This window comes from Leeuwenhoekiella sp. CH_XMU1409-2, assembly GCF_037029365.1.
GTDB classification, from domain to species: domain Bacteria; phylum Bacteroidota; class Bacteroidia; order Flavobacteriales; family Flavobacteriaceae; genus Leeuwenhoekiella; species Leeuwenhoekiella blandensis.
In genome coordinates this window covers 101787-124700 of the sequence record NZ_JAYMEI010000013.1, presented here as the reverse complement: position 1 = coordinate 124700, position 22914 = coordinate 101787, and the positions used below count along the sequence as shown (strand labels likewise).

The following is a 22914-nucleotide window of genomic DNA, read 5'->3' as shown; positions in this document are numbered from 1 at the left end:
CCTTGCCTCAGTTGGTAGTGTGAATCAAATCATACCGAAGATCAAAATGACTCTTTAGTATTCCTAGCTTCCATTTTACGCATTAAGGCATCCATATCGTCTCCAACTTTCTTTTGTAGTACTCTGGCATAGATTTGAGTTGTTTGTAGCTGTGTGTGCCCTAAAAGCTTTGATACAGTCTCAATGGGTACTCCATTAGATAGCGTAACCGTAGTTGCAAAGGTATGACGGGCTACGTGGAAGGTTACATGTTTATGTATTTGACAGACCTCAGTTATTTCCTTAAGGTATTTGTTTACCTTCTGATTGCTGTATAAAGGCATTAATTTGCCGGAGACCTCCAACTCTTCATCCTTTGTATATTTCTTTATCAGTGCCAGAGCCTGGGGCAGGAGGGGAACCCTTACAGATTCGTTAGTTTTCTCGCGTTTAGTATAAATCCACAAGCGTCCATTAGAAGCGGGAATCAATTGGTCTTTTCGTAATGCTTTTAAATCTATATAGGAAAGTCCTGTGTAACAAGCAAACAGAAAGCAATCTCTTACGCGTTCATAACCTTTACTTGTAAAGTGCGTTTCTTCAATGCGATCTAATTCACGCTGGGTTAAATAGCAGCGTTCCTTTCGTTCCAATTTCAATTTATAATTGACAAAAGGATCTTTAGGCAACCATTCCATCCTGACAGCTAGATTAACCATTTTTCGAAGCCGTTCTAAATGCTTCCTCGTACCGTTTATGGAACAAGTCTTTCTTTCCTTCTTAGGCTTATAAGTACGTATATAGTGTTCAAACTCTGTTATAAACCGGTAGTTTAAATCAACCAAGAAGAAGTCATCTGATTTATAATGATCTAAGAGATAAGCCTTGATATACTTTTCGGTAGAGTAGTAATTTTTCATCGTACCGGGCTTTAGCGATAATTCCATATTGTCGTTATGGTACTTCACAAGCTCTAAGAGCGTCATACGCTCCTCATCTTCGCCCATATATCTCAATTTGATCGCTTTTGCCGTAATTACTTTTCGTTCTGCATGCAGTTCTTTATGCGCATTTAGAACTTCAGCTTTTACATCGTCCATATAAGAGTTGAGTGTAATAAGTTGGTCTGAAGTTTCTTTGGCTTTAACCCGGAGGATATCCCAATCTTTTACATCAACATCACGCTTTATACTCATCTCAGAGCGCTTTTTATTGACTGTAATTCTCAAATAGATATCCAGTTTGTTGGGATTGTTTCTTTTGGGACGTGTAAAGAAGTTCACGCCTAAGGTGCTGTTTACAGGCATTTTGTAAGTCTTTTAGTTAAACGATTATTAGTTAAAGACTACATCCAGATGGCCTAAATGCTATATAAATCTACGATAATTTGCACACCTTATTGCGCACCGAATTGCACACATTTGCCTTGATTTTAGATGATATCAGATGCTATCATAAAAAATGAAAAGCCTGTTAAATTATTGATTAACAGGCTTTTTGATATAAAACGTGATTTGGTTCGTCGGGATGAGAGGATTCGAACCTCCGATCTCGCGCCCCCCAGACGCGCACTTTAACCGGACTAAGCTACATCCCGAAAATTTTGCAGGCTGCAAATATAAATAATTGCAGCAAACCGCAAAGCCTTTCTCTCAGAATACACACTGACCCATTTTTGAGCTAGAATTAAAATCAAAATACACTTAAAATATTCTTTATGAATTAAGTAAAACGTTTAATTATAATAAAATTACAACGTTGTAGTTTATTGATATTATATTTTTTGTAACTTAAATGAAGTAAATCTTTAATTCTATAGCTTAAATATTATGAAACTTTCACTTCTTACCCTACTCTTAATAATTGGTACTTCTTGGAGTATCGATTCTGACGCTCTTAAACAATCTAATGATGTTTTAATACGAGGTACTTGGGAACTTCGGGATTTTTATCATTATGATGACAACCAAATCATAGATACCGTAGCCACTACTGACGGGTATCGTCAAATTAAAATGTATACCAAAGATCGCGTGATGTGGACGCGCTATGTACCCAAAGATTCCGTAGAATGGTTTGGTTACGGAAGTTATGTGGCATCTGAAGATCAGCTTATTGAAACACTAGAATACGGTTCTGAAAGCATGATGAATGTCATTGATACACTGCGCATGTTCACTTTTGAATTACAAATTTCAGAAAATGAATATAGTCAGATCACCACAGACGAAGACGGCAATCGTATTTTCTCTGAAAATTATCAGCGTATTGAATAGTTACTCTTCAACGGCTGCTACTTCTTCTTCGGTAACCAACTTATCATTTGTGTTACCCCAAGAATTTAAGATGTAATTCATTACATCAGCTACTTCATCATCATACAAACCTAACGGAGCCATTACGCTTTTGTAATCGGTTCCGTTTACCGTTATAGGACCTTTTAAACCAAATTTGACCGCGTGAATGGCTTTGGTTCGATTTTCTAATAGATAATCAGCTTTAGCTAGAGGAGGGAATGCGCCGGGGATTCCTTCTCCCGTAGCCATATGACATTGCATACAAAAATCTTCGTACACCGTTTTACCGCGTTCAATACTGTTTTGTAATGTAGTATCCTGTTGAATTATTTGGTACGCTGCTTCAGTATTGACAAATGAAACATCAGTTTTAAGACTTAAATAGCTGCCTATTAGAGCAACCGATCCCAAAATAAATAGACTTAGTGTTTTCAATTTTTTACAAGTTTTACGATTCCTACTCCTTCAACGCCAACATAAATAAATCCATCAGGTCCTTCAATTACATTTCGCACACGGCCAATTCCGTCCAGAAGCTTTTCTCTTTTAATCACCTCATTGGCGTCATTTAGATAAAGCGCCTCGAGATATACAAACTTTAAAGAACCGACCAGAATATTTCCTTTTAATTCGGGATAAGTATCACTTGATACAAATGCCATCCCGCTTGGAGCAATAGAAGGAACCCAGTAATATAAAGGCTGCTCCATTCCTTCTTTTTGAGTTTCATCTGTAATTTCGGTACCACTGTAGTTTATCCCATAGGTGATCACAGGCCAACCGTAATTGGCTCCTTTTTTAATGACGTTGATTTCGTCTCCACCACGAGGTCCGTGTTCGTGTACCCAAATTTCATTGGTCTCAGGGTTCACGATCATTCCCTGCGGGTTGCGATGTCCGTAGGACCAGATGGCACCTTTAGCATCAGCGGTATTCACAAATGGATTGTCTGAAGGAATGCTTCCATCTAAATTTAATCGGTATACTTTTCCGTTATCACGCGTGATATCTTGCGGATTGATGTCGCGTTCCCCGGCAGTGAAAAAGACATGACCCGCATCGTCAAATACAATTCGACTTCCCCAGTGCTGACCTTTAGTCGTATTAGGAGTGGCTTTATAAAGAACCTCTTGGCCTGTAAGTGTAGTTCCTGAAAGTTTAGCGCGCATTAATGCGGTATTACCACCTTTGCCATCACCTTGAGTAGAAGAGTAAGTGATATAAATAAAGCCGTCCTCAGCATAATTCGGACTCAATTGAATGTCGAGCAAACCTCCTTGACCACGGTTATATACTTCCGGAACACCCGAGATTTCCTGCTTTACACCATCTTTAAAATGAATAAGCTCTCCTGATTTTTCGGTAATAAGAAGGCTGCCGTCAGGTAAAAAAGCCATTCCCCAAGGATTGATCAAATCAGCAACGATAGTCTCGTAGCCGTATGCTTCAGAGACTGAAATAGGTACGTCATCCTCTTTAACTTCTTTTGGATTTTGTGCACAAGCCATTAATGTGGTAAATACACAAAGTATAAGTAAACTGCGCTTTTTCATATAAAAAATTTTGATCTAAAAATAGTGAAAACCTAACAATCCTAAAGTATTGAATTCAAACATCCTTGTAAATTTGCATTGTTGATAACGACTTATAAGTAGCGATTAGGTTCCTTTTTATAAGAGCTAAGAATCGATTACTTTTGCTCTAATAGCATACTTATAAGTAAAACTAAAGTTGAATTCCACATTGTGGATTTAAAAATAAAATAAATGGCAGTAGAACGTATTAAATGTTTAATTATAGGCTCTGGCCCTGCAGGATATACTGCAGCAATTTATGCATCGCGAGCAGATTTGAAACCGGTGGTTTACACAGGTATGGAGCCGGGCGGACAATTAACTACTACCACTGAGGTTGATAACTTCCCGGGATATCCAGAAGGTATCGACGGGCCTACGATGATGGTACAGCTTCAGCAGCAGGCTGAGCGTTTTGGTACTGAAGTGCGTATAGGAATGATCACCAATGTTGAATTTTCTTCGGAAGAAGGAGGTATTCACAAAGCAACTGTTGACAATACTACAGAAATCGAAGCGGAATCTGTTATCATTTCTACAGGTGCAACGGCAAGATATCTGGGACTTCCAAGTGAGCAGCGTTTACGAGGTGGTGGCGTTTCGGCATGTGCCGTTTGTGATGGATTCTTTTATAAAAATCAGCGAGTAGCAATTGTAGGTGGGGGAGATACCGCTGCAGAAGAAGCAACCTATCTTGCTAATATCTGTGAGCACGTGACCATGTTGGTAAGAAAAGATGAAATGCGTGCTTCAAAAGCAATGCAGCACCGAGTGAATTCTAGAAAAAATATTACGGTACTTTATAATACCGAGGTAGAGGAGGTTATAGGTGAACAAGTAGTTGAAGGTTTGAAAATGATCAACAATCAAACTAAAGAAACTTCTCAAATTGAAATTACCGGTTTATTTATTGCGATTGGGCACAAACCCAATACCGATATTTTTAAAGGACAGTTAGAAATGGATGATACCGGTTATATCATCACCGAAGCAAAATCTACAAAAACCGGAAAGCCGGGAGTTTTTGCAAGTGGAGATGTGCAAGATAAAGAGTATCGTCAAGCGATTACAGCTGCCGGTACCGGTTGTATGGCTGCACTGGATGCAGAACGTTATCTAGCTTCAATAGAAGAAAAAGTAGAAGCTTAGGTTTCTGCGACTAGACTGATTTCAACTATTTAGGGAACACCTTTAAAGTATTCCCTATTAGAATAAATTTTCAATACAAGCCTTAGAGATAGTATAACCTTTGGCGGTGTCAATAAAAAAAGCTCTCGATTTCGAGAGCTTTTTTTATTGCTTATAATTCAAAGATGAATTTAATCTTCATCTTCGGCATCATCTTCTTCAAGATCTTCGTCTTCTCCTTCCATTTTTTCTGGAATTTCAGCGATTGGATCGTTTAGTTCATCATCTTCATAATCATCAACATCATAATTTTCCATAGAAGTCTCTAATTTCTTGCTCACTTTAACAAGATAGATGGTATCTGCTGTGCGTACTTCAACACACTCGATGAGTTCGTTTTTAGCATTTTTAAAAGATATAATGTGATCATCATCATATCCGTAGGGGTACTTATCTACTAACAGAGCTAAAATCTCTGGTGTAAGTTTTTTAAAATCAACTATTACGCGACGCATAAATAAAATTTAATAATTGGTGCAATTTGTGGTTAAATGTAAAAAAAAACGGTTGGGTTGTGCAACACTATTCGCTTAATTCTTATTTAAATTTTTATAGTATTCAAAAGCCTTATAAATGAGTTCGTTTGATACTTCTTGATTGAGTACAACTTCTCCTATGTTATTTAAAAGTACAAACAGGACTTTACCATGACTATTCTTTTTGTCATATTTAAGCAACGTGATGATTTGCTCAATGTCTTTATCATCAAATTGAACAACCTGATAAAAACTCATGATTGCTGAAGATAGCTCATTACATACTACTTCTTCTAGATCACACAACTGGGTAGAAAGGTAATTTGCCAAAATCATACCGATGGCGATGGCTTCACCGTGAAGCAGTCGCTGTTTTTGATCACTTTCCATAAAATAAGATTCTATAGCGTGACCTAAAGTATGACCGTAATTAAGGCTTTTTCTACGATTTTTCTCAAAAGGATCCTCGAGAACTACTTCGTTTTTAATAGCGATTGATTGTCTTATTAAATCACCTAAGCTTTCAAAATCACTATAATTTGCTTCTTTAACGGTATTCCAATAGGTTTCAGAACTGATGAGGCCGTGTTTCAACATTTCGGCATAACCACTGCGTAATTCTTCGATAGACAGTGTTCCTAGAAAATGGGTGTCTACTAAAACAAGTTCAGGGTTACTTATGATCCCAATTTGATTTTTTAAAGGACCAAGATCTACGCCGGTTTTACCACCTACCGAAGCATCTACCATAGACAGCAGGGTCGTAGGAATATTGATAAAATCGATTCCGCGTTTGAAGCAGCAGGCCACAAAACCACCTAAATCGGTAACTACGCCGCCACCTAAATTGATCAAAGCACTTTTACGATCGGCATTCAATTCTGACAATACATTCCAAACACCTTCACAAGTCTCAAGGTTTTTGAACTCTTCTCCCGGATCAACTTCAATAATCTCGATGGTTGTTTGAGTCACCACATTTTGAAGAAAAGGGGCCAAACAATGCTCGTGAGTATTGCTGTCAACAAGTATAAAAAGGATGCTGTAGTTTTTTTTCTTTAAAATAGCATTAAGATTTGTGTAGCCGTCAGTTCCAAAAACCACCTGATAATCTTTAGCTTGAATCGCTTCCATGTTAAAGTTTTTTAAGGTTGTGAAATTAATATTCTTTTATAACAATCCCTTTGCGATTTGGCTATATTTGACGCCTAATTTCAGAATATGTTAGAACAAAAAATCTTTGATGACACAAAGACTGCATTTTCCTTAAAATCAGATAGCGAACTCAACCGAGCTTACTTTTTATTCAAGATGATCTCGTTGCAACCTCTGGTTAAAGTGGGTTCTGCACTTACCAATTTTGCACTCAATATAAACTTACCCATTAAGGGAATCGTCAAAGCGACCGTATTTGATCATTTTTGTGGCGGCGAAAGCGAAAAGGATTGTGTCTCTACGATAGATGCGATGTACTCAAAAAATGTGCATTCGGTGCTTGATTTTTCTGTTGAAGGGAAAGAAACCGAAGCTTTGTTTGATGCAGCTTTAAATCGTGTTTTAAGCGTAATTGATTTTTCGAAGAACCGACCCGGACTACCTTTTGCGGTTTTTAAACCTACAGGTTTTGGACGATTTGAAGTTTGGCGTAAGGTTACTGAAAAAGAAAATCTTACAGATAAAGAACTTAAAGAATGGAAACGTATTCAGGAACGTTTTCATGAAGTATGTGCCAAGGCAAAAGCTTGTGATCTAAAACTATTGATTGATGCCGAGGAAAGTTGGATGCAGGGCGCTGTTGATGATTTGGTGCTTGAGATGATGCAAACCTACAATAAAGAAAAGCCTATTGTTTTTACAACGCTTCAATGTTATCGTTGGGATCGATTGGCTTATCTTAAAGAACTTCACCTTGACGGAATTGACAAAGGATACCATCTGGGGGTGAAAATCGTTCGTGGTGCATATATGGAAAAAGAACGCGCACGTGCAGATAAATATGGTTACGATTCACCTATTTGTAAAGATAAACCAGAAACTGATGCGCATTTTAATGCAATGCTGGTTTACATTTTTGATCATTTAGACGATATCTGGGCTTTTATTGGGACGCATAACGAAGAGAGTAATTATCTCGCTATAGAAATAATGTCACAAAAAGAAATTGCTCCCGATGATGGTCGGGTGTGGTTTGGTCAATTGTATGGTATGAGTGATCATATAAGTTTCAATCTCGCAAAAGAAGGATACAATGTTTCTAAATATGTCCCTTTTGGCCCTGTAAAAGATGTGATGCCTTACCTTATTAGAAGAGCTGAAGAAAATACGTCTGTGGCAGGTCAAACCAACAGAGAATTAACGCTTATTCAAGAGGAGCGAAAGCGTCGTAAATCTGAATAACCAAAAACAATACGAATTGATATAAAAAAAGAGGCTAAGTAAATATTTAGCCTCTTTTTTATTGACACCCCGAAATATAAAACTTTGGGTTGTTTTTTCTATTTTTTGGTAACTGTCAATACTTCAAATTGCTCATCACACAATTCGAGCGTTGTTGTAATTGGAGTAGGCATGGTTTCTTGCGAATGAATCGTATAAAAACCACAAGGTTCTTTTCGGGTATCGCTCTTATCAAAATCAACTTCGCCTTCAAGAAAAATAGTGTTCAAATAGGAAGTGTCAAGCTTTAATTCTTGCAGTTGCTTTTCAGCCTGAGTAGAAAGGATGTAACCATTATTTCTAATGGTTTTTAAAACTCGAGCATTTGGCATATAGTCACAAGAAGGAAGTTCGACACCACTTCCTTTAACAAAAAAGGCTAGCAAAATAAGACCAATGGCAAAACCTCCTAAATAATAACCTAAACGGTATAAAATTTTCATAATTAAATGTAAGCGCTAAAAAAATAAAAGATTGATATCTCTAAACGGAAGATCAAACCAATCTGCTACAGATTTGCTGGTTAAAATTCCGCGGTAAAAGTACAATCCATTTTTTAAACCCTTGTTGATTCTTAGGCTATTTTCGAGTCCGCCGTGTTCCCCGATTTCTAATAAATAAGGTGTAAAAATATTGCTTATTGATAGCGACGAAGTTCTGGCATAACGCGAAGGGATATTAGGAACCCCATAATGAATGACGCCGTGTTTTTTAAAAGTTGGCTCGTCGTGAGAGGTTACTTCACTCGTTTCAAAACAACCGCCCATATCAATACTTACATCAATAATTATAGAGCCGGGCTTCATATATTCAATCATCGTTTCGGTTACAATTACCGGAGAACGATCTTTACCACGTACGGCTCCAATGGCGACATCGCAACGGCGTAACGCCTTAAGTAAGTTTTTTGGCTGAATGGTTGAAGTATACAAAGGGCGCCCAACATTTACCTGAAGGCAGCGCAATTTGGTAAGGGAATTGTCAAATACTTTTACATTGGCTCCCAGTCCTAAAGCAGAGCGTGTGGCAAATTCACCAACAGTACCTGCACCAATGATCACTACCTCGATAGGAGGAACCCCGCTAATGTTCCCAAACATCAAACCATTACCTTCATCTTGGCGGGACATAATTTCTGAAGCGATCAATACTGAAGCTGTGCCGGCGATTTCACTTAAAGCCCGAACAGCAGGGTAGGTGCCGTCTGCATCTTTGATAAACTCAAAGGCTAACGCAGTAATGCGTTTGGCTGCAAGTATTTTAAAATATTCTTTTTTCTGTGTTTTAAGCTGTAATGCAGAGATGATCACCGTTTGCGGATTGACCATTTCCAACTCTTCCAAAGATGGTGGTTCTACTTTTAAAACCATAGGGCAACCAAAAACCTTATTGCGATCTGCAGTTATTTCTGCACCAGCTTCAGAGTAGTCGTGATCTGTAAAGCGCGCATCTTCCCCAGCTTTAGATTCAATTAGAACACGGTGACCGTGCGCCACGAGAGCGCCCACTGCATCAGGAGTAAGGCAAACTCGCTTTTCCTGAAAGTGATTTTCTTTGGGGATTCCTATAAATAATGATCCTTTACGTTGTTCTATTTCAAGCTTTTCTTCTTGAGGAATAAGCTGTTCTCTTGTAAATGGACTGTTTTGAATCATCTGAGGCTTTAGTGTAAAGTAAGCTTCAAATTAAACATAATATTTAAAGGAAAAAAAAGGTTTTGACTAAGAATTCTAAATGCGTGTAGTAGCTCAGAGGTAAAGAAGATTCAATTCTTAATTTATCCCATAAAAAGAGGTTCATCGTCGTCTTCATCTTCAGACTTTGAAGCATATTGATGCTCTAAATCTTCATCTTGAATTTCTCCTTTTATACTTACTCTTTGTAATTCTGAAAGGTCAATATTATGTATACGATCAAAAATTTTCATACGTATAGTATAAATAAAGATCAATGCAATAAAAATAATGGGAGCCATATAATAAATATCCACGCTATCCGTGAACGCCAAATCATCATTAAATGCACTAACAATTTGAAAGAAATACATACATAGAGGGACTAAAATCGCGTGATACCACCAATGTTTGCACGTAAAAAACCAAATTAAAAATAAAAAGAACGGAATAAGTTTACTGAACACAACCCAAGCTACAACATCTACGCTGTCAAAATTGATACTTTCGTATCTAATATTAAATCCAAAAAAAGAGGTTTCCCAAACCTTAGATTGTGGGAAACCTTCATATAAGTAAAAAAAGTATGGTGATGCGACAATAAAAGCCGCGATCAAACTACCCGTTAGTAGGGATTTTGATTCTACTTTTCTCGATTTTCTTTGCTGCATAGTCTGCGTTAGTATCTTGTACAGTGTAAGTAACTGCTGTTGCACCTGCAATTAAAAGGCCTAGGAGTAATGCTTTGATTTTCATAATAAAATGTGTTTGAGTATTAATGATTTGTTGGTTCAAAGATGAGCAACTTTTCACACGATATCACATTTTATATTCTTTCTATATTTGCTTTACGTCAATAGCCTTTAACACATTTTGTCGATTAATATTAAGTGTTGAATTTACCAATAATTCCCTTACTCGGAAAAAAAATCACTATAACTTTTTCGTAATTTTAGACTTGTAAGAAAATACCTCAAATTCAAAAATTTTCTTTAACAATATATTAACATTTTAAATAAATTCCAATTTTCTTTTTGATTCGTTTATCGAAGAAATTTTCGCCGAATGGACGTTATTATCAATCAAATTGTTAATTTTTTGAGGCCATTCAATAAATTTTAGGCTCCCGCTGTCAAGAATTTCTTCAATCCCGATATCATACGCTTCATTTTCTTCTTTTAGACGGTATAAATCCAGATGATAAATAGTATCTCCATCTCGAGTTTTGTACTCATTTATTAATGAAAATGTAGGGCTAGAAACACTGTCGTCAGATCCTAAAGCTTTAACTAAGGCTTTTATAAGTGTCGTTTTACCAGCACCCAGATCACCATAGAATAAAATGGTAGGGTATTTCAATTGCACGATTATGTGTTGTGCAACTTCATCAATTTGATTCAATTCATAGATATATTCCATAAACAATGGCAAAAATTATCTTGGGTTTAAAACGATAAATGGAATGATGACTTCTTCTAAAGAAACACCACCATGCTGATAGGTGTTTCTAAAATAACTTACATAATGATTGTAATTGTTAGGATAAGCAAAAAACAAATCACCTTTGGCAAAGATAAATGAGCTACTCATATTAATAGTAGGCAGGTGTATGCTTTTTGGATCTTTAGCTTCAAGTACATCTTTTTGTTCGTAAGTAAGACTACGTCCGGTTTTGTAGCGCAAATTGAGACTGGTGTTTTTGTCTCCTATTACTTTAGACGGGTTTTTGACATTTATAGTACCGTGATCTGTAGTAAGTACAATTTTGAAACCGAGTTGTTGCGACTTTTGAATCATTTCTAACAAAGGCGAATTTTTAAACCAGCTTTCAGTTAAGGAGCGATAGGATTTATCGTTAGATGCTAATTCTTTAATGACTTCCATTTCTGTTTTAGAATGACTAAGCATGTCAACAAAATTATAGACTAAAACCGTAAGATCATTCTTTTTAAGAGAATTGAAATTTTCAACGAGTTTTTTCCCGCTTTTTAAATTGGTGATCTTGTGATATTCCCAAACCAAATCTGTCAAGCCTAAGCGCTTGAGTTGTGCGGCAAGGAATTTATCTTCATTAAGGTTTTTACCTCCATCATCGGTATCATTGAGCCAGAGGTCTGGATGTTGTTTTTCCATCTCACTTGGCATCAGCCCAGAAAAGATCGCGTTACGTGCATATTGTGTTGCTGTGGGAAGAATGCTATAATAGGCACTTTCACTTTCTTTTTTATAATAGTTGCTTATAATGGGTTCAAAAGATTTCCATTGATCGTATCTCAGGTTGTCGATCACAATGAGTAAAACAGGCGCATCTTCTTTCTTAATTTGCGGCAAGATTTTGTCTTTAAATAAGGTATGAGACATGGTTGGTCTGTCTTCATCACTAAACCAATCTTCATAATTACGCTCGATGAATTTAAAGAACTGACTGTTAGCTTCCGTTTTCTGAGATTCTAAAATCTCGTGCATGCTTTGATCTTCGATATTCTCTAATTCGAGCTCCCAATAAATAAGCTTTTGATACAATTCTGCCCACTCTTCATATGTATTTACCTGAGCCATATCCATGGCTATTTTTCTAAATTCCTGCTGATAGTTGAGCGTTGTCTTTTCAGAAACCAAACGGCTGGTGTCAAGGTTCTTTTTGAGACTTAGCAAAATCTGGTTGGGATTAACCGGTTTGATTAAGTAGTCTGCTATTTTAGAACCAATAGCTTCTTCCATAATATATTCTTCCTCACTTTTTGTGATCATAATTACAGGAAGTGTGTCGCGTTTTGCCTTGATCTCACTCAGGGTTTCTAATCCGGTGAGACCAGGCATATTTTCATCAAGAAAAACAACATCAAAGTTTTGTTCTTCTACAAGGTCAATCGCCTCGGTACCACTTTGACAAGTAGTTACTTCATAGTTTTTCTTTTCTAAAAAAAGGATATGTGGTTTGAGTAAATCGATTTCATCATCTACCCATAATATTTTTATCGTACTCATAATAGTATATTTGTGATGCTTGGTTTTATAAAAACCATATGCTTACGCATTTTGCGTTATCAAATTTTAAAAGCCTTTCGCGTTGAAGACCGCTAACAAACTTACGATAATTAACGACCCTATATATGGGTTTATTACCATCCCCAACGGACTCATATTTAACCTTATTGAACATAAATACTTTCAGCGTTTACGCAGGATTTCGCAAATGGGTTTGTCTTATTTAGTATATCCCGGGGCGCATCATACCCGTTTTCATCATGCGATAGGTTGTGTTCATATAATGCAAAAGGCACTTGAAAAGCTTGAGCAGAAAGGTGTTAGCGTTTCTGCGGAAGAGAAAGAAGCTACAATGGCTGCGATTTTATTGCATGATATTGGTCACGGTCCATTTTCCCATGCGATGGAAAATAGTATCGCAGAAGGGGTGCATCACGAGCAAATATCACTTCAATTTATGGAGCAGCTCAACTATGAGTTTAACGGAAGTTTAACCCTGGCTCTTAAAATTTTTAAGGGAACGTACCACCGTCCTTTTTTACATCAGTTGGTTTCAGGTCAGTTGGATATGGATCGTACCGATTACCTCAAGCGCGATAGTTTTTATACCGGGATGGCTGAAGGGAATATTAATACCGATCGTATTCTGGCAATGCTTAATGTCAAAGATGACGAACTGATGGTAGAAGAAAAGGGGATCTATACTATAGAGAAGTTTCTTGTAGCCCGCCGTCTGATGTATTGGCAGGTGTATTTACATAAAACCAGTCTTGTTGCCGAGCAAGTATTGGTAAAAGTTTTAAAGCGTGCAAAATATCTAACCGAAAGTGGTCAGGTTTTGCCGGCAAGTAAGGCGTTAAGTTATTTTTTGAAGAAAAAAAATGCTGAAGGTGTTTTTGATCAAGAGGCGCTAGAAGTTTTTTCAAACCTTGATGATTATGACATTATATCGGCTATGAAATCTTGGTGCGATGCCGATGACTTTGTTTTGAGTACCCTTTGTAAAATCATCATTGACCGAAAATTACCTCGCATAAAAATCAAGAAAAAACCTTTCAAGAAAGAATTTATTCAAGAAGAGCGTGAACGTGTAAAAGCGCATTATGACATTACTGATGAAGAGGTAGATTATTTTGTGTTTACCGGTACACTTACCAATCAAGCTTATACCTTAAAAAAGGAAGCCATTAATATATTGACAAAAAAAGGAAAGGTCATCGATGTTATTTCGGCTAGTGATCAGCTGAGTTTAAAGGCCTTATCAAAGGTGATCACAAAAAACTATATCTGCTATCCGAAGCACTTAAATTAAACCCTTTTTTTCTATTTTTGCGATGATGAAATTTACAGCTGAACAAATTGCTGGAATTTTAGAAGGCTCTGTCGACGGAAACCCCAATGCAGAAGTTTCTAAACTTTCAAAAATAGAAGAAGGTACACAGGGATCGCTTACTTTTTTGGCGAATCCAAAGTACACACCATATATATATAAAACTAAAGCTTCAATCGCTATAGTTGATAAAGATTTTCAACCAGAACACGATATTGAAGTTACTTTAATTCGTGTTGAAGATGCCTATAAGTCATTTTCTAAGCTACTTGAATATTATAACCAAGTAAAGCTGAATAAATCTGGGATAGAAGAACCCTCATTCATTTCAGAAACAGCTGAGTATGGTGAAGACCTATATTTAGGTGCTTTTGCCTACATTGGAAACAACGTTAAGATTGGGGAAAACGTTAAGATCTATCCTAATGTTTACATTGGCGATAATTGTAAAATAGGAGACAACTGCGTGCTTTTTCAAGGTGCTAAGATCTATTCAGATTGTGTTCTTGGAGAAACAGTTTATGTACACAGTGGTGCTATTATAGGCGCTGATGGATTTGGCTTTGCTCCTGATGAAAATGGCGAATACTCGCGTATTCCGCAAACCGGTAATGTGATTATTGAAGATAACGTAGACATAGGAGCGGGTACTACAATAGATCGTGCAACACTGGGTTCTACGATTATTCGCAAAGGTGTTAAACTTGACAATCAGATTCAGATCGCACATAATGTGGAGATTGGAGAACATACAGCAATAGCCGCACAAACCGGAATTGCAGGTTCTACAAAAATTGGTAAAAACTGTATGATTGGAGGTCAGGTAGGAATCGTGGGGCATATTACCATTGGTGATCGTGTACGTATTCAAGCACAGTCTGGTATTACCAGAAATCTTAAAAACGACGAGGCCGTTCAAGGTTCTCCGGCATTATCATATAATGACTTTAATAAGTCATATGTACACTTTAAAAACTTGCCGAGTCTGGCAGAACAATTAAATAATTTGGAAAAACAAAAATCCAATGATAAGTAAAGCTGAAGGAAAGCAAAAAACAATCGCCGGTGAGGTTTCCTTAACCGGCGTTGGTTTACATACAGGTAAAAATGTTACACTTACATTTAAGCCGGCAGATGAAAATAACGGCATGTTTTTTAAGCGCGTAGATCTTGAAGGACAGCCAATTATAGAGGCGAATGCAGATTATGTGGTGAATACCCAGCGTGGGACAAACCTTGAGAAATCTGGAGTTCATATTCAAACAAGTGAGCACGTATTAGCTGCTTGTGTGGGTATGGGTATAGATAATATTTGTATCGAACTTGATGCTTCAGAACCACCTATTATGGATGGTTCTTCTAAGTTTTTTGTTGAAGCTTTAGAAAAAGTAGGGCTGAAGGAGCAAGAAGCTTGCAGAGAAGAATATGTGGTTACCGAAGTGATTAGTTATGTTGATGAAAAGTCAGGAAGCGAAATCATGCTCATGCCTGCTGAAGAATATCAACTGACTACAATGGTAGACTTTGGAACAAAGATTCTAGGCACACAAAATGCAAGTATCAAAAGCATCACCGAGTTTAAAGATGAAATTTCAGATTCAAGAACATTCAGCTTTTTGCACGAGATAGAAATGTTGCTAGAAAATGGCTTGATCAAAGGAGGAGATCTTAATAATGCTATTGTTTATGTAGATAAAGAGTTATCTCCTGAAACAATGGATAAGCTGAGACAAGCTTTTAATAAGGATAATATTTCAGTTAAATCAAACGGTATTCTTGATAACCTAACCTTGCATCATCCTAATGAAGCAGCGAGACATAAATTGCTTGACGTAATTGGTGATTTAGCTTTGGTTGGTATGCCAATTAAAGGAAAAGTGATTGCGAATAAACCTGGGCATTTTGTAAATACACAATTTGCAAAAAAACTGAAGAAAATAATCAAATTAGAAAAACGTAATAACGTTCCTTCTTTTGACTTATCAAAACCTCCGGTTAAAGATGTCAATGAGATTATGGCAATGTTGCCGCATAGACCACCTTTCTTGCTTGTAGATAAAATTCTAGAAATCACAGATACAGGCGTTATAGGTCTTAAGAATGTGACGATGAATGAGCCATTTTTTGTTGGTCATTTTCCGGGTTCGCCAGTAATGCCGGGTGTACTTCAGGTAGAAGCCATGGCACAAACCGGTGGGATTTTAGTATTGAGTACTGTTCCCGATCCCGAAAATTATCTTACGTATTTCATGAAGATTGATAATGTACGCTTTAAACAACAAGTACTTCCCGGAGATACGCTTATATTTAAACTAGATTTACTATCGCCTATTCGTAGAGGAATTTGCCATATGCAAGGTAGCGCCTATGTTAATGGTAAATTAGTTTCAGAGGCAGAGCTAATGGCTCAAATAGTAAAAGTAAAGAAAGACTAGATTTATGAATCAACCCTTAGCATACGTACATCCTGGAGCTAAAATCGCCAAAAATGTGGTGATCGAGCCGTTTACAACTATTAATAATAATGTTGTAATTGGTGAAGGCAGCTGGATAGGATCAAACGTTACGATTATGGAAGGTGCGCGCATCGGTAAAAATGTAAATATTTTTCCCGGGGCCGTAATATCTGCAATTCCGCAGGATAAAAAGTTTGACGATGAAGATACGGTAACGATCATTGGTGACAACACAACGATTAGAGAGTGTGTGACCATAAATCGTGGTACTACAGACCGTATGAAAACCCAAATAGGAAACAATTGCTGGATTATGGCCTACAGCCATATTGCTCACGATTGTATTGTGGGAGATCATTGTATTTTTTCAAACAACAGTACGCTCGCTGGGCATATTGTTGTGGGTGATCACGTTGTTTTAGCGGGGATGGCTGCGGTACAACAGTTTTGTACCATAGGTAGCCACGCATTTGTTACCGGTGGATCATTAGTACGTAAAGACGTTCCTCCTTATGTAAAAGCAGGACGCGAACCGTTGTCTTACGTCGGCATCAATTCTATTGGTTTGAGACGTAGAGGGTTTACCACGGAGAAAATCAGAGAAATTCAAGACATTTATCGTATTCTTTATCAAAAGAATTACAACAATACTCAAGCTGTAAATATTATAGAGGCTGAAATGGAAGCTACTCCGGAACGAGATGAGATTCTTCAGTTTATACGTAATTCACAACGTGGTATTATGAAAGGGTATTTTACCGCTAATTAATTTCAGTAAAAAATAGATTAAAACATATATATGGCAACTACATCAGATATTCGTAATGGGATGTGTATTCACTACAACCATGATATTTATAAAATAGTTGAATTTTTACATGTAAAGCCAGGTAAAGGACCTGCTTTCGTAAGAACAAAATTAAAAAGTGTAACTAACGGAAAAGTTTTAGATAATACCTTTTCTGCGGGTCATAAGATCGAAGAAGTTCGCGTTGAGACCAAAGGTTATCAGTTTTTATATAGCGATGGCGAGTGGTATCACTTTATGAATACAGACGATTACACTCAAATACGTCTTTTAGAATCTGCTTTAGATCAACCCGGACTTTTAAAAGAAGGTGAAGTGGTTTCTATTGCTATCAATACTGAAGACGGCCTGCCGCTATCTGTAGATATGCCTGCGCACGTTATTCTGGAGGTTACTGCAACCGAGCCTGGTGTAAAAGGTAATACAGCAACCAATGCTACAAAACCTGCTACTGTAGAAACGGGTGCAGAAGTAAACGTTCCTTTATTTATAAATGAAGGAGATAAAATTAAAGTAGAGACTGAAAAAGGAACCTACAAAGAGCGTATCAAAGAATAAATAGTTGAAGTTTCCTCAAAATCATACTTTAGAACAAATTGCTACCATTCTCAATGTAGATTATGTTGGCGATGCTGATTTTCCGGTTTTGGGAATGAATGAAATTCATGTCGTAGAACCCGGAGATATTGTTTTTGTTGATCATCCTAAATATTACGATAAAGCTTTGGCTTCTGCAGCAACTGTTGTTTTGATAAACAAAAGAGTAGATTGCCCAGAAGGTAAAGCTTTACTTATTTCTGAAGATCCGTTTGCCGACTTTAATAAGCTCACACAATTTTTTAAACCTTTTGAAAAGGCGACTTCTTCGATAGCTGCTTCAGCAACAATTGGTGAAGGAACCTCTATTCAGCCTAATTGTTTTATAGGTAACAATGTGCGTATAGGTAAAAATTGTTTGATACACGCAAATGTCAGTATTTATGATAATGCGGTGATAGGCGATGGGGTTACCATTCATTCTGGAGCCGTTTTGGGTGCAGATGCTTTTTATTATAAAAAGCGGGAAATAGGCTTTGATAAATTACTTTCCGGTGGACGTGTTATTATCAAAGATCATGTTGATATTGGTGCTTTATCTACTATAGATAAGGGCGTTTCTGGTGACACAATTATTGGAGAAGGTTCAAAACTTGACAATCAGGTGCACGTAGGTCACGATACACAAATAGGAAAACGCGTACTTATTGCAGCGCAGTCAGGAATCGCGGGTTGTGTAGTGATAGAAGATGATGTTGTCATTTGGGGACAAGTAGGAATCGCTAGTGGAATTACCATCAAAGAGAAAGCAGTAATTTTTGCACAGAGTGGAGTAGGGCGTACTTTAGAAGGAGGGAAGTCCTATTTAGGAACTCCGGCTGAAGACAGTAAAAAGAAGTTTAGAGAATTGGCTTCCATTCGTCAAATTCCTTATATTTTAGAACAAATAAAAAAATAAAATGAGTCAATCTGCAAAGGACCTCGTTAGAGGTTTATATGAATCTGATTTTTTTAATGATTCAAGTGTTCTTAAAAAGTTTTTACATCAAGATGCAGAATTGTATTGGAATGCCTCAACGGGATTTTCCAAGATGACTTACGATGATCTTGCCGATATGTCTTCAGAAATGGGTAAGTCGTTCATATCGTTGCGTTGTTCAATAAGTCATTTGATCTCTGAGGATGACAAAGTAAGTGCACGGTTAACCTATTACATCAAAACGGTTGAAAATCCTGACGAAGAAGTAGGTATCATTCATTTTATGGCAATTTGGGAACTTAAAGACGGATTGCTGTATCGCGGTTATCAAATTAGTCAGCCTAGCGATGATGACCCGCAAAATAATGATGCACACATTCGTATAAAGTCCTAAAATTCCTTTAGCATTCAGCTTTAAAAAATTATTTTTGTTACCACAAAATTCAAACAACTCATGAGCGTTTTAGTAAATAAAGATTCCAAAATAATTGTACAAGGTTTTACCGGAAGTGAAGGTACCTTTCACGCTGGTCAAATGATTGAATACGGCACTAACGTAGTTGGTGGTGTAACACCCGGAAAAGGTGGTCAGACGCATTTAGAAAAGCCTGTTTTTAATACTGTAGAAGATGCAGTTAAAGAAACCGGAGCTGATGTTTCAATCATCTTTGTACCGCCGGCATTTGCTGCTGATGCGATTATGGAATCTGCTGATGCGGGAATTAAAGTGATCATCGCGATTACTGAAGGTATTCCTGTAGCAGATATGATTAAAGCTGCTGACTATATTAAAGATAAAGATTGTCGTCTTATCGGTCCTAACTGTCCTGGTGTAATCACTCCGGGTGAAGCGAAAGTTGGGATTATGCCTGGTTTCGTTTTCAAAAAAGGTAAAGTTGGTATTGTTTCAAAATCAGGAACTCTTACTTATGAAGCTGCAGATCAAGTTGTAAAACAAGGCTTAGGAATTACTACAGCTATAGGTATCGGAGGTGACCCAATTATCGGGACTACTACTAAAGAAGCTGTTGAATTATTGATCAATGATCCAGAGACTGAAGCTGTGGTTATGATCGGTGAGATTGGAGGACAATTAGAAGCTGATGCTGCAAAATGGATCAAAGCTAGCGGAACTACAAAACCGGTAATCGGTTTTATCGCAGGTGAGACTGCACCGGCTGGTAGAACAATGGGCCACGCAGGGGCTATTGTTTCAGGAGAAGGAGAATCTGCAGCAGACAAAAAGAAAATCTTAAAAGAAAACGGAGTTCACGTTGTTGATTCTCCTGCTGAGATCGGTAAAAAAGTTGCCGAGCTATTGAGCTAAGAGCACCTTACATAAGAATATAAAAAAGCCTGACTTTAGATAGTCAGGCTTTTTTTATTCCCGAAAATCACATATTCAATTTCAAAATATACCGGATATTGGGTATTGAGGACTGTTAAATTTTATAGCATTTTTAACAATTATAAATTTTAACAGTTCCCTTATGAAGATAAAACTACTTGTACTTTTAATCTTATTTAATTTTTCAGCGGCGCTTTGCCAAACAAGTCTAGGACTATCCGTTGCAGAAGAAAAGGAAATAAAAGATTACAAAAATTCCCAGAAATATTTAGTTACTACCATAGATAACATGAGTAGTTTGGACGATGGATCAAAATGGTCTGTCTTGCTTAACGCAAACAAAACGTTGAAGCTAAAAACGCCTAAAGTTGCTTTTGAAGATGATTTTTTAAATAATCTTCAAGCCATTGACGCATTGGATATCAGCAACGCTGAAAAATTCCAAAAATTAAAACAAGCTCAGGAAGAGGCTGCAGCGAAGGAGCGTGCACTTCGTGACGATACTATGCTTGCTCTACAGGCTTTGAATGAAAATAAAGCCGAAGCGGCAAGTACTGAAGCTGAAACATTAGAATCAGAGGCTCCTCAAACAGAAACTAAAGTGGCTGAATCTGAATTAAATGCTGCTCCAGATACTTCCAATACAGTAGATATTAAGGAAACAACTCCATTAGTTACAACAGATCCTCAGTCAAATGTTTTGGATAAAAAATTACAAGAAAGCACTGCAGTTATTGCTGTAGAAGAAACTTCGGAAGAAACACCTGAAGTAATTGCCACTGCTGAGACTACTCCGGAGGATCAACAAGCCGCAACTCCTGATTCAAACCAAAACCTTTTGACATCGCTTGCAGAAGTTGCCAAGGAAAGTCAGACAGAATCACAGGAGTCAGCTCAACCAGAAGAAGTATCAAACACTCCAGCAACTGTATATTTTATAAGAAATAATGGTTTTGCGGGAAGTGGTACCAAATTTCACATTTTCATCGACACTGATTACAAAGGCGCGATCAAAGGAAAAGATGTTATTAAAACTGAAGTTAAACCAGGACAATACAATATAAGTGGTATTTCTCACACAGCTATTATCAGTGCTGCTTATCAGATACCGGTTACTTTTAAAGCGGGCGAAACCTATTATTTTTCAGCAAATAATAGTCATATGGAATATCTGGAATTAGCCACTCAAAACACAGACGTTTATGACGATCTTCAAAAGAAATTGAGTAAGAATATAGATTATGTTGAAGTAGACCAAAAGGATTTGGAGAAGTATACAGAGCGATTTCAGGAAACCCTTCAAGAAGCTGAACAGTTCCCGAGTCAAGTTGTCATAAATGGAAAACCTGCAGCAGGAAGAAGAAATACTTCTTTTCAAGAAGATTATCCGTTGCATAAAACAGGATTGAGCATTAACGATCTTCCTACAAACACAGCTGCTACAGCTGTCAATGACGCTTCAATAAATGAATATATTGATGATATAGCTGCTGCTAAATCTACAGAAGAAATGGCTGCAATAGCACAAAACATTGCAGGTATTGATGCAGAAGCACCTTCGCTTAATCTTAGAGATCAGGCTTATAAAGAAATTCTAAAGCTTAAAGAAGAAAAAGGTTTTAGAGCGGTTAATACTTCAACCTCAAACGTATTGATGGGAAATGTTGAAGCCAGAGATAGAGTTAAAAATTCTGAAGTGAATGAAACTACAGGGTTAAAATATCGAAGAAGTTCTTTGTATACGCTGATGATTAATGATGATTCTCGAGAGCATTTTGGTCACATTAGAAACACCTTTGGAAATATTGAGCTTTCAGAAAAATTTAATAACCACAATATAGGACCATATTTAATCAATACTGCAGGAGGTATTGATGATCAAACCGAAGCGATCAATCAATTTTTTATTCAAAACCAAACAGCAAAAGAATTGGTTGCAAAGTGGTTTAATAGAGATGTTGACGGCAATTTTGATATGGAAGTCATAGCGAATCGCGGTTCATATAATGCTTCAGATCTTGATGTACTTGTAGCACAGGACAGTCAAAGAGGTCAAGCGCTTTTAGAGGATGCAGGTGAAGAACTCATTAAAAACACCTTTGTAATTGTCTACGATTTCAAATACACCAATAAGGAAGAAAAAGCAAAAAAGACTGGAGGTTTTCTATCGGTCGTGAGCGCAGCTGCGTCTTTTGTCCCGGGAATGGAAAACGTTTCAACTGTCGTAGATGGGGTGAACTTGGCTCAAACTGCATTAGGTAAAGGTTATTTTGTGAAGACTACCGCTTATCTCTATCAATTAGAATGGAATGAGGAGGTCGCTAGCAGATTCTATAATGAGATGTGGATGGACGAGAATTCCCACGATCCCAATAGAAAAGCCGCTTTTGATAATACCGATATTTTCAAACTCAAATTTATAGGAACGCAAGTAGCAAGAAAGAATTTGCAATCCACCATTTTTTCTAACAAAACCAATGAAGATTTAATTGGTATTGCAACGGTGAGAGCTTCAGATAAATCTATCGCACAGTTACAACGCGAATTCGAGGATTTCCGAGTGAAAACTCCTTTGCTTAGCGGGGATCCAATCGCTGCAAAAATTGGCACTAAAGAAGGTATCGAAAAGGGAGATAAGTTTGAAGTGCTTGAACAAGTTTTAGGTGAGGATGGTAAAACTTACTATGAGCGTGTGGGGACCATCAAAGTAGATAAAAATGATATTTGGGACAATAGCTATTTGGCCGAAGAAGATTCCAGTGCCAATTTATCTGGACAAACCTTGTTCAAAGGATCTTCAAACAAATACTACTCAGGTATGTTAATCAGACAAATCAATTAGAAT

At 37.2% G+C, this 22914-nt stretch carries 23 protein-coding genes and 1 tRNA gene; 12 read left to right on the top strand and 12 right to left on the bottom strand.

What is annotated here, in order from left to right; genetic code table 11:
- Positions 1-41: 41 nt before the first annotated feature.
- Positions 42-1286 (bottom strand): site-specific integrase, encoded by a 1245-nt coding sequence (locus tag WA338_RS14185; protein ID WP_272986589.1) that lies wholly within the window; start codon positions 1284-1286, stop codon positions 42-44.
- Positions 1287-1501: 215 nt separating this feature from the next.
- Positions 1502-1576 (bottom strand) — tRNA-Pro (locus WA338_RS14180).
- A gap of 232 nt (positions 1577-1808) precedes the next feature.
- Between WA338_RS14180 and WA338_RS14175 the strand changes: the two genes are divergently transcribed.
- Positions 1809-2255 (top strand): hypothetical protein, encoded by a 447-nt coding sequence (locus WA338_RS14175; protein WP_272986587.1) that lies wholly within the window; start codon positions 1809-1811, stop codon positions 2253-2255.
- Here the strand turns inward: WA338_RS14175 and WA338_RS14170 are convergent, their stop codons facing one another.
- Positions 2256-2711, bottom strand: coding sequence for a c-type cytochrome (locus WA338_RS14170; protein ID WP_272986585.1), 456 nt, complete (start codon positions 2709-2711; stop codon positions 2256-2258).
- The gene (locus WA338_RS14165; protein ID WP_272986583.1) at positions 2708-3829 is read right to left on the bottom strand and encodes a PQQ-dependent sugar dehydrogenase; all 1122 of its coding nucleotides are present in this window, start codon (positions 3827-3829) and stop codon (positions 2708-2710) included. Before WA338_RS14165 ends, WA338_RS14170 begins: the two co-directional genes overlap by 4 nt.
- Positions 3830-4042: 213 nt before the next feature.
- Between WA338_RS14165 and trxB the strand changes: the two genes are divergently transcribed.
- Positions 4043-4999, top strand: coding sequence for a thioredoxin-disulfide reductase (gene trxB / locus WA338_RS14160; RefSeq protein WP_009780143.1), 957 nt, complete (start codon positions 4043-4045; stop codon positions 4997-4999).
- A 170-nt stretch (positions 5000-5169) separates the two neighbouring features.
- Here trxB and WA338_RS14155 read toward each other — a convergent pair whose 3' ends face one another.
- Positions 5170-5493 carry a hypothetical protein gene (locus WA338_RS14155; protein WP_009780144.1) on the bottom strand — a complete coding sequence of 108 codons (324 nt, stop codon included), beginning with the start codon at positions 5491-5493 and terminating at the stop codon, positions 5170-5172.
- Positions 5494-5568: 75 nt separating this feature from the next.
- Complete coding sequence (aroB, locus tag WA338_RS14150) at positions 5569-6648, bottom strand: 3-dehydroquinate synthase (RefSeq protein WP_272986566.1); 1080 nt, start codon at positions 6646-6648, stop codon at positions 5569-5571.
- Between the two features lie 87 nt (positions 6649-6735).
- Between aroB and WA338_RS14145 the strand changes: the two genes are divergently transcribed.
- Positions 6736-7911, top strand: coding sequence for a proline dehydrogenase family protein (locus tag WA338_RS14145; protein WP_272986564.1), 1176 nt, complete (start codon positions 6736-6738; stop codon positions 7909-7911).
- Positions 7912-8009: 98 nt separating this feature from the next.
- Here the strand turns inward: WA338_RS14145 and WA338_RS14140 are convergent, their stop codons facing one another.
- From WA338_RS14140 to porX, 6 genes are all read right to left on the bottom strand, one after another.
- Positions 8010-8393, bottom strand: a complete 384-nt coding sequence (locus WA338_RS14140; RefSeq protein ID WP_272986562.1) for a hypothetical protein — start codon at positions 8391-8393, stop codon at positions 8010-8012.
- Positions 8394-8408: 15 nt separating this feature from the next.
- The gene (locus WA338_RS14135) at positions 8409-9605 is read right to left on the bottom strand and encodes an alanine dehydrogenase (protein ID WP_272986560.1); all 1197 of its coding nucleotides are present in this window, start codon (positions 9603-9605) and stop codon (positions 8409-8411) included.
- 122 nt (positions 9606-9727) lie between these two features.
- Positions 9728-10294, bottom strand: coding sequence for a hypothetical protein (locus WA338_RS14130; protein WP_272986559.1), 567 nt, complete (start codon positions 10292-10294; stop codon positions 9728-9730).
- Positions 10242-10379: a hypothetical protein gene (locus WA338_RS14125; protein ID WP_273005585.1), complete on the bottom strand. Its 138-nt coding sequence runs from the start codon at positions 10377-10379 to the stop codon at positions 10242-10244. Before WA338_RS14125 ends, WA338_RS14130 begins: the two co-directional genes overlap by 53 nt.
- Positions 10380-10634: 255 nt before the next feature.
- On the bottom strand, positions 10635-11042 hold the full coding sequence (tsaE, locus tag WA338_RS14120; RefSeq protein ID WP_272986558.1) for a tRNA (adenosine(37)-N6)-threonylcarbamoyltransferase complex ATPase subunit type 1 TsaE: 408 nt from the start codon (positions 11040-11042) through the stop codon (positions 10635-10637).
- Between the two features lie 15 nt (positions 11043-11057).
- Positions 11058-12611: a T9SS response regulator signal transducer PorX gene (porX, locus tag WA338_RS14115; protein ID WP_272986556.1), complete on the bottom strand. Its 1554-nt coding sequence runs from the start codon at positions 12609-12611 to the stop codon at positions 11058-11060.
- Positions 12612-12693: 82 nt separating this feature from the next.
- Between porX and WA338_RS14110 the strand changes: the two genes are divergently transcribed.
- The 9 genes from WA338_RS14110 to WA338_RS14070 all read left to right on the top strand — a co-directional run bounded on the left by WA338_RS14110 (position 12694) and on the right by WA338_RS14070 (position 22911).
- On the top strand, positions 12694-13923 hold the full coding sequence (locus WA338_RS14110; RefSeq protein ID WP_336093817.1) for an HD domain-containing protein: 1230 nt from the start codon (positions 12694-12696) through the stop codon (positions 13921-13923).
- Between the two features lie 25 nt (positions 13924-13948).
- Positions 13949-14977: a UDP-3-O-(3-hydroxymyristoyl)glucosamine N-acyltransferase gene (gene lpxD / locus WA338_RS14105; protein WP_336093831.1), complete on the top strand. Its 1029-nt coding sequence runs from the start codon at positions 13949-13951 to the stop codon at positions 14975-14977.
- Entirely contained in the window at positions 14967-16376 is a 1410-nt protein-coding gene (locus WA338_RS14100; RefSeq protein ID WP_272986550.1) for a bifunctional UDP-3-O-[3-hydroxymyristoyl] N-acetylglucosamine deacetylase/3-hydroxyacyl-ACP dehydratase, read from the top strand. Before lpxD ends, WA338_RS14100 begins: the two co-directional genes overlap by 11 nt.
- Positions 16377-16380: 4 nt before the next feature.
- Complete coding sequence (gene lpxA, locus WA338_RS14095; protein ID WP_009780156.1) at positions 16381-17166, top strand: acyl-ACP--UDP-N-acetylglucosamine O-acyltransferase; 786 nt, start codon at positions 16381-16383, stop codon at positions 17164-17166.
- 30 nt (positions 17167-17196) lie between these two features.
- Positions 17197-17763 (top strand): elongation factor P, encoded by a 567-nt coding sequence (gene efp, locus WA338_RS14090; RefSeq protein WP_009780157.1) that lies wholly within the window; start codon positions 17197-17199, stop codon positions 17761-17763.
- 4 nt (positions 17764-17767) lie between these two features.
- The gene (locus WA338_RS14085) at positions 17768-18700 is read left to right on the top strand and encodes a UDP-3-O-(3-hydroxymyristoyl)glucosamine N-acyltransferase (protein ID WP_272986547.1); all 933 of its coding nucleotides are present in this window, start codon (positions 17768-17770) and stop codon (positions 18698-18700) included.
- A 1-nt stretch (position 18701) separates the two neighbouring features.
- Entirely contained in the window at positions 18702-19115 is a 414-nt protein-coding gene (locus tag WA338_RS14080; protein ID WP_009780159.1) for a nuclear transport factor 2 family protein, read from the top strand.
- Between the two features lie 60 nt (positions 19116-19175).
- Entirely contained in the window at positions 19176-20048 is an 873-nt protein-coding gene (gene sucD / locus WA338_RS14075; protein WP_009780160.1) for a succinate--CoA ligase subunit alpha, read from the top strand.
- Between the two features lie 163 nt (positions 20049-20211).
- Positions 20212-22911 carry a hypothetical protein gene (locus tag WA338_RS14070; RefSeq protein WP_272986545.1) on the top strand — a complete coding sequence of 900 codons (2700 nt, stop codon included), beginning with the start codon at positions 20212-20214 and terminating at the stop codon, positions 22909-22911.
- The last annotated feature ends 3 nt before the right edge of the window (positions 22912-22914 follow it).